Consider the following 6,925-nt stretch of genomic DNA (forward strand, 5'->3'; position numbering starts at 1 on the left):
TGCTCATTCGTCCGCCATGGCCAGGACGACTTCGGCGATATGGGATTGCAGGGTCGAGACCATGCGCCTGCGGTCGGCGGGCGCGGCGACGGACGGGTATCCGGTGATGACGTAGCGGCCATCGTCGACCACGTCGCGCCATTCGAGCTGGTGGCGAGTGATGCCGCGCGGGCCGAAGCGCGAATGTCCCTGCACCACTTCCATGGTGCCGCGGCTGGTCGCCGGCGCGGCGAGGAAGTCCGCGGCCCGGTCGATCACCCCGCCCTCCAGGGTTTCGTGCGCCGGGGACATACCGAAGGCGTAATCGAACAGCTCGACGTGTTCGGGCCGGGCGAGCACGATGTCGCGGCCGCGACTGGCCGCGGTGTCCGGCAGCAGGACCACCAGCTCCTCGGCCAGGCGAGCGGCCGGAAACTCCTTCGCGGTGAATCCGCCACTGTGCCGGTAGGTTTCGCCGGGCAGCTGGGTGAGCAGGTAGCCGAGTTCGCCGCGCAGCACACCCAGTGCGCGCACGCTGGCCGCGCCGGACTCGATATCGCGCGGGTCCCAGCCGTGCACTCGCACGAGCAGATCCGGGTTGCGCAGGGCGTAGGTCAGTTCGGGCAGGTCCTCCAGCTCGGATTCGCGGTCGCGCAGTGATTCTCGGGCGCGTGCGAGGTTGGCCAGGTGATCGTCCCACCACTCGGTGCGGCTGGTGAACATGAGCGGATCCGGCAGGAATTCCTCGCCCAGATCCGCCCAGAGGGCAACGAACTCGATATCGCTGAAGGTCCAGGTTCGATCCACCGAATCAGCCCTCGACCACCGGCTTGGCCACGACCGGCGGTGCGCCGATGGCGTTTTCGAGATGCTCGGAGTTGTCCAGATAGTCCGGCCGCTTGTGATCCTTGCCCTGGCCGCCGGCGCCCTGCGCGCCACCCATGCCGCCCATCGGCATACCGCCCATGCCGCCCGCCATGGCACCGCCCGCGATTCCGGCTCGCACCGCGCTGGAAGTCGTTTCGGCGGTGGGGGTTGCGACGGCGGCGCGCGGGAAGAGCTTGGTCTGGGTGACATCGCGCGCCGGAGCTGTGGCCGGGCCGCCGCCTCCGCCACCGCCGCCTCCGCCACCGCCCTTCAGGTCGTTCAGCAGGGTGTTGAGACCGGGCAGGCCGGCGAGGGTAGCGGGGTCCTGCGTGGTCTCCTGGGCGGTGAGCGACTCCAGCCCCTTCGTGCCCTGCTCCAGCGCACTCGTCAACTGCGACAGGCCATCCTGGCTCGAGGAGCCGTTCTGATCGCCCGACCCGCTCTGATCGCCGTTCTGGCTGCCGTTCTGGTTGCCGTTCTGACCGGGGTTCTCCTGGTTCGAATTCTGGCTACCGGGAGGCTGATTCGAATCGGGGCTCTTCGCATCCGGATTCTTGCTGTCCGGATTCTTGCCGTCGGGGTTTTTCGTCTGGGGCCACGTGGCCGAGGAATCACTCAGGACGTTCTGCGTCTTGGGACCCGGGCCTCCGGTGGTCGTCGGCGAGGTGGTGGTGGTCGTCGTCGGGCCGGTCAGCGCGGTGTCCGGCACGGTCGGGAAGCCCAGACGCGGAATCGCGGTGCTGGCCTGCGCCATTCCCGGGGTGTACCAGTTGGTGAAGCCGGCGATCGCCGCGTTGAGCTTGGTCCGCTCCGCGGGGGTGTTCGACCAATCGTCGTCCCATACGGTGGGCATGGCGTTCTTCGTGTTCGCCAGCCAGCCCGAGATGTACAGCAGGTTCTTGCCGATCAACCGCAGGTCCGTGGTCAGCTCGGTGGCCTGGAGCTTGAAGCGATCGGCCGCGCGGATGGCGCCGATCGCACCGTCGCCGGTCCACTGCTTGTTCGTCTCCATGGCCTGCAACTGAGTATTCAGCGTGTCGAAGTCCTGATCTATGCAGTCGGCCAACCACTTCCAGTCGCTGGCGCGGTCGGCGATGACCTGGGCGTTGATGCCGTTGCCCACCGACACGAACCACGGGCCGCTCTTGTTGCCCGGATCCTCGCAGCCGATGGCGTCGGTGTAGTGGTCGTTGTCGCTCTTGGGCACTTTCCGGACCGATTCGAAGCCGTTCTTGCTGTTGTCGATCGCCTTGGTCGCGTTGTCGTCGTTCCAGGAAGGAATCGCGGTGGCGCCGTTGAAGACAATGGGCGGAGCATCCTTCTTGTCGCGCTTGGCGGCGCCGTCCTGCAGGGCCTTGAAGGCTGCGACGGACTCTTCCTTCTGCGCGTCGTAGAGTTTGCCCGCCGTGACAATGGTGTCGCCCATGGCGTTCACCAGTTCGATGTATTTGGTCAGGACATCGGCGAGACGTCCGCCCTGGGTATCGAACCGGCCTGCCAGTCGGATGGCCGACGGGAGATGAGCGTTGTCGCTGAAACCCTTGTGTTCATCGACCAGGATTACCCAGATCTTCGCGCGCTCCAGCGAATACACGCAGTCCGCGGCGGCGTCGGCTGCCTTCTTGGCTGCGCCCTCGACCAGTTTCAGCCCGCCCTCGTGCGCCCGCTTGGAAAGGTCGTCCCACTCGCCCACGTCATCCGCTCCTAACTCACCAATGCCTCAAGATAGGTCCCCCGCGCCGAGACCTCTACCGCACCACGCCCGCGAGCAACAGCTGATAGTTCGCTGAATCCAGATCAGCTGTGTTGCCGAAAGTTTCGATCAGCAGCTCGCGCGTGATCCGTTGTTGTTCGGCGGCCTCGACGAGAGCGGCGGCGGCAGCGCGCTGTTCGGGCGTCGGTGATTCGGAGATCAGGCCGGCGACAACGGTTGCGGCGGTATCCGAAGTCCAGATTCCCGGTACCGCCGCCGCGAGTTCCCTTGCCGCGGGCGACTCCCCGCGATACCAGCTGTCTTGATCCCACCAGTAGCAGAACGAAAGCAGGCCGGCTCCGGCCCGAGTGTTCAAGACGGGATTGGCAACCCACTCCGGTGCGCCGTCGTACAGCCGCGGGAGCGCGGAATGGCCGTTGTAGGCGGCGTGCAACTGCGGCGCGTTCCACACGCCACCCGACAGCACCGCGCGGCCGCCGGGGAGTTGGTAGAGCGAAGCGCCGGAACGGCGGGAGCCCTCGAACCAGGCGAAGGAGGGCAGGACTCGGGGACCGCGCTCGGAGCCGACCGCAACGAAGGCGGCCGCGATGGCGGCCCAGCGCGCCCAGAGCAGGGGGAAATCCGGGAAGTCGTCTCGCGAACGGATCGGCCGCGCACCGGTGGTGGCGTCCACGCGCGACATTTCGGCTGCGTCGCGCGGCGGGCGCGACTGGCGATTGCCGTGGCGCAGGTAGGCGGCGAGCCACGTCGGCAGCTCGGCGCGCGGGTAGGCCTCCAGGTCGGCCAAATACGCTTGGGGAGCGAAGAGTTGGTCGTCCGGGAACGGCTCGTCGCCGTAGTCGTGGTCGACGGTGAGTTCGCCGGCGGCGGTGAGCACCAGCTCCAGGCGCCACCAGGGATCACCGAGTTGGGCCGCCACACCGCGATGGGCCTCGACCATGGCCAAAGCCTGTGGTGAGGGCAGGATCTGGGCCTGGCGCTGCTGGGTGTCGGCGAAGACGACCCTGGAGACCTGGCCCGCCACGGTGACCGCGAAGGCGGCGGTGAGGGTGTCCCAGCCCGTCGGGGCCTCGGCGATGAGGTCCTGTGCGATGCGGTGGGCGAGCCTGCGGGCGCGTTCGGCGAGGTCGGGTTCGGGCTCGGGCTCCGGCGGGGTGAGGCTGAAGCCGATGTCGGGAGTGGGATCGGCCGGGGTGCTGGAGGATTCGGGATCGGAGTTCGACGACGCTGTGCCGGGGTGATCCGCGGACTCGGAATCCGCTGCGGAGCTGAGCGATTCGGAATCCGCGGAGATCCGAGGTTCCGCGGGAGTGTGCACCGACGGCGCAGGCGGTTCGGCGGACGAGTCCGGAACGGAGAAGCCCCGGTCCAGATTCGCTGACTCGCCGAGATCCGTTGCGGCGCTGTGATCAGCGTGATTCGCGGCCGTGGCCGGCGCGCTGAACTCGGTGAAATCCGGTGCCGCGTCGGTGGACTGCTGCCGCGTCGCGCGGGCTTCGGCGGGTTCGTAGGACATCGTCACGTAGTCGTCTCCTGGGCGGGCACTTCGAGACGGCGGGCATCCCGAGCTGCGGGGAAGGCGCGGCGGTCAGCGCTGATTGCGGGCCGCGCGCTCGGCGAGTTTGCGATCGAACTCCGCGCGCCGGGCGACGGCGTTGCTGCCGTCCAGCTGGCCGGCGAACGCGGCGCGGGCGGCGTCGACGAGTTCGGGCGCGATGTTCGGCGCGGCCCGGGCGATGGCCCAGAGCGCGTTCTCGGTCTGCTCGTCGAGCCCGGTCTCGGTACGCACCCCGCGCCCGGCCGACACCTCGCTGAGCACGGAGTCGAAGTTGCGCCGCAACTGCTCCTCGCTGGGGCGGGCACTGCGCACGTTCGTCTCCTTCGCTATCGAATCAACTGTCAGCATCACATATCCGAGCCGACCGTGTGGTTGCCGGAACACCAATAACCGGCCAACTCAGGTCGAGCGAATCATCCGAAAATCCCCGCTCTGCGCGCCGGATCAGCGAGGACATCCCTGATCAGGAGGCCGAGGTCGGCGTCGGGCGACAGCGGGGCGTACTTCAGGTCACACACCGGATTCCCGGCGGCGTGCACCAGCAGCCGGTGGAAACCCTGCCCGCGTTCCCACACCGCCTCACCGCCGACGCGGTCGAGGGCGATGGCCTGGTCGGCGACGCGCAGCATGAGACCGGCCTGCGGGTCGCGATAGAACAGGACCTGCATTCCGGACAGGTCCGCGTACAGCCCGGCGACCGCGCTGCCCGCACCTGCCACGCCGCGCAGGGCGCCGGTGCCGGGGTCGAGAACGGCGAACTCGCCGAAGCCTGCGTGGGCGCGGAGCAGGAGTTCGCCGTTGCCCGCGCTCGGTGCGGTGGCGCGCGGGAAGCGCTGTGCCGCACGGGCGGGTGCGGTGGAGGGCGCGGGTGGCTGGCCCATCATCGGGGCGCCGCCCATGGGCATTCCAGCGCCGGGCTGGGACTGCGCGGGGGCTTGGCCCGATCCGCCGGGTTCGTAGCGGGCGGGCGCGTCGCCGTTCGTGACGGGCTGTCCGGCAACGTGGTTCGTGCCGTCGCCGGTTGCGCCCGGGTGCCCGCCGAAGGGTTGCGCCGGACCACCGGGGGCCTGCCCGTACGGGTCCTGGGCCGCATCCGGTCCGCCGATAGGCCGGCCGCCAGGTGCACCGAATTGATCGTGAGCGGGGTCGTGTCCGTTGGGCGCCTGGACATTCGGGTCCCCGAACTGCCCCCAGTCGAATTCGGCTGCACCGGGTGCGGATTCACCCGGGTTGCGGGGCGGTCCGTTCGCGTCCGAGTCGGTCGGCGACTGCGAAAAGTCTTGCTGCCAGGGATTCTCCGGCAGGGTGCCCGAGCCCCCCGACCAGCTCGGCTGGTTGTTCCAGCCGGACTCGCTGTTCCATCCTGACTGCGCCAGACCGGGGACCTGCCCCGGGACGTAGGGCGGTCGCTCGGGCTGCGGGATCGCGGGGAAGCCGTCGGTGCCGTCCGGCAACTGGCCCGGCTGCGCGCCCGGGACGCCGGGGAAACCGCCCGGCAGCTGAGGCGACTGTCCGGGCTGGGCACCCGGAACATTCGGGAACCCGCCTGGGTTTTGGGGCGGCTGCTGCGGCTGGGGAATGCCTGGGACCTCACCGGGGACATACGGCGGCCGTTGTGGCTGAGGCTCCGGAGTACCCGGGACCTCGCCCGGTACATAGGGAGGGCGCTGGGGCTGCGACGGTGGGACGCCTGGCACCTGGTCGGGTACGTACGGCGGCTTCTGTGGCTGTGGCTGTGGCTGTGGCTGTGGCTGTGGCTGTGGCTGTGGAGGATTGTCGGTCGAATCCTCCGGGGGCAGCGTCCACGGGTAGAGGTCGCGAGGGGGCTCCGGCGCATATTCCGGGAACTCGAACTCCTCGTCGTGCGGGACGCGGGGCAGGTGGGAGCGCCGGTTCGCACGATCCGGCCGATCGTCGCCCGCGTCGGAACCATCCTGATCGCCGGAATCGGGATCGTCGGAGTTCCTGTCGCCAGAGTCGGCGTCACCGGCCGTGTCGTCGGCATCGGCACCGTCGTCAGCGCGATCGATGCGTCCGGACCGGTCCCCGGCATCGCGATCCCCGGTGTCCGGACCCGCTGCTTCGGGCACATCCGGATCCTCGTCGATCCCCTCACTGCGATCTCGGTCGGAATCTGCCGATCCGTGCGGATCGTCAGCGCTTCTCCCCGCAGGTCCTGATTCATCAGGGGCATCGACATTCCGATCGGTGCCGGACGATACGTCGGCGGCGTCGGTGCCCAGAACGACCGGCCCGCCCGGACTTCTGCCGGCATCGGCGGGGTCGGCTACCGGTTGTTCCGGTCCCGGCAACATCGCCGATTCCCGATCAGTAGGCGCGGAAGCGTCGACGCTCGGCGGCGGAAGCTGCTCGGCCGAAGCATCCGGCGACGGAATGGGTTCGGCGACTGGCCGTTCCGCGCTCGGGGCCGGTTCCGTTGCGAGATGGGAGGTCTCGGAGATCGGCGGGGTCGTCGAATCATCCGAGCGCGTCGGAGGTTTGGGGCTGAGTGCCTCGTCCGAACTCGACGGACCCGTTGCCGGGGGCAGTTGTTCGCCCGTGTCGGGAGCAGCCGAATGATCCGGAGTAGTTGCGGGATCAGGCTGTTCGAGCTGAGCCGGGATCGCAGAGTCCGGCGAGCGTGGCGGTTCCACGGGCATCGGCGGAAACGCGGGCCTCGGCGGCTCCGACGGCATCGGCGGGTGGTTGGGCATGGGTGGACCGATAGGGCGCGGCGGCTCGGACGGCATCGGCGGGGCCACCGGACGCGGCGGCTCTGACGGGCGCGGCGGGTGCGCGGGCCTCGG

Annotated in this window: 6 protein-coding genes; 1 reads left to right on the forward strand and 5 read right to left on the reverse strand. The window is 69.2% G+C overall.

The features are described 5' to 3' along the window. Positions 1-3 precede the first annotated feature (3 nt). The 5 genes from ABZ319_RS10730 to ABZ319_RS10750 all read right to left on the reverse strand — a co-directional run bounded on the left by ABZ319_RS10730 (position 4) and on the right by ABZ319_RS10750 (position 5,572). Positions 4-786 (reverse strand): ESX secretion-associated protein EspG, encoded by a 783-nt coding sequence (locus tag ABZ319_RS10730; protein WP_354986126.1) that lies wholly within the window; start codon positions 784-786, stop codon positions 4-6. Between the two features lie 4 nt (positions 787-790). After that, positions 791-2,539 carry a hypothetical protein gene (locus ABZ319_RS10735; protein ID WP_354986127.1) on the reverse strand — a complete coding sequence of 583 codons (1,749 nt, stop codon included), beginning with the start codon at positions 2,537-2,539 and terminating at the stop codon, positions 791-793. Positions 2,540-2,594: 55 nt separating this feature from the next. After that, a complete protein-coding gene (locus ABZ319_RS10740; RefSeq protein ID WP_354986137.1) occupies positions 2,595-4,076 on the reverse strand; it encodes a hypothetical protein in 1,482 nt (493 codons plus the stop codon). A 72-nt stretch (positions 4,077-4,148) separates the two neighbouring features. Next, positions 4,149-4,430, reverse strand: coding sequence for a hypothetical protein (locus tag ABZ319_RS10745; RefSeq protein WP_354986128.1), 282 nt, complete (start codon positions 4,428-4,430; stop codon positions 4,149-4,151). A 101-nt stretch (positions 4,431-4,531) separates the two neighbouring features. After that, positions 4,532-5,572, reverse strand: a complete 1,041-nt coding sequence (locus tag ABZ319_RS10750) for a hypothetical protein (RefSeq protein WP_354986129.1) — start codon at positions 5,570-5,572, stop codon at positions 4,532-4,534. A 99-nt stretch (positions 5,573-5,671) separates the two neighbouring features. Here ABZ319_RS10750 and ABZ319_RS10755 point away from each other — a divergent pair, with 99 nt between their 5' ends. Beyond that, positions 5,672-6,298, forward strand: coding sequence for a hypothetical protein (locus ABZ319_RS10755; RefSeq protein ID WP_354986130.1), 627 nt, complete (start codon positions 5,672-5,674; stop codon positions 6,296-6,298). Positions 6,299-6,925 lie beyond the last annotated feature (627 nt).

Origin of the sequence: Nocardia sp. NPDC005978 (genome assembly GCF_040614455.1) — a bacterium.
GTDB lineage: Bacteria > Actinomycetota > Actinomycetes > Mycobacteriales > Mycobacteriaceae > Nocardia.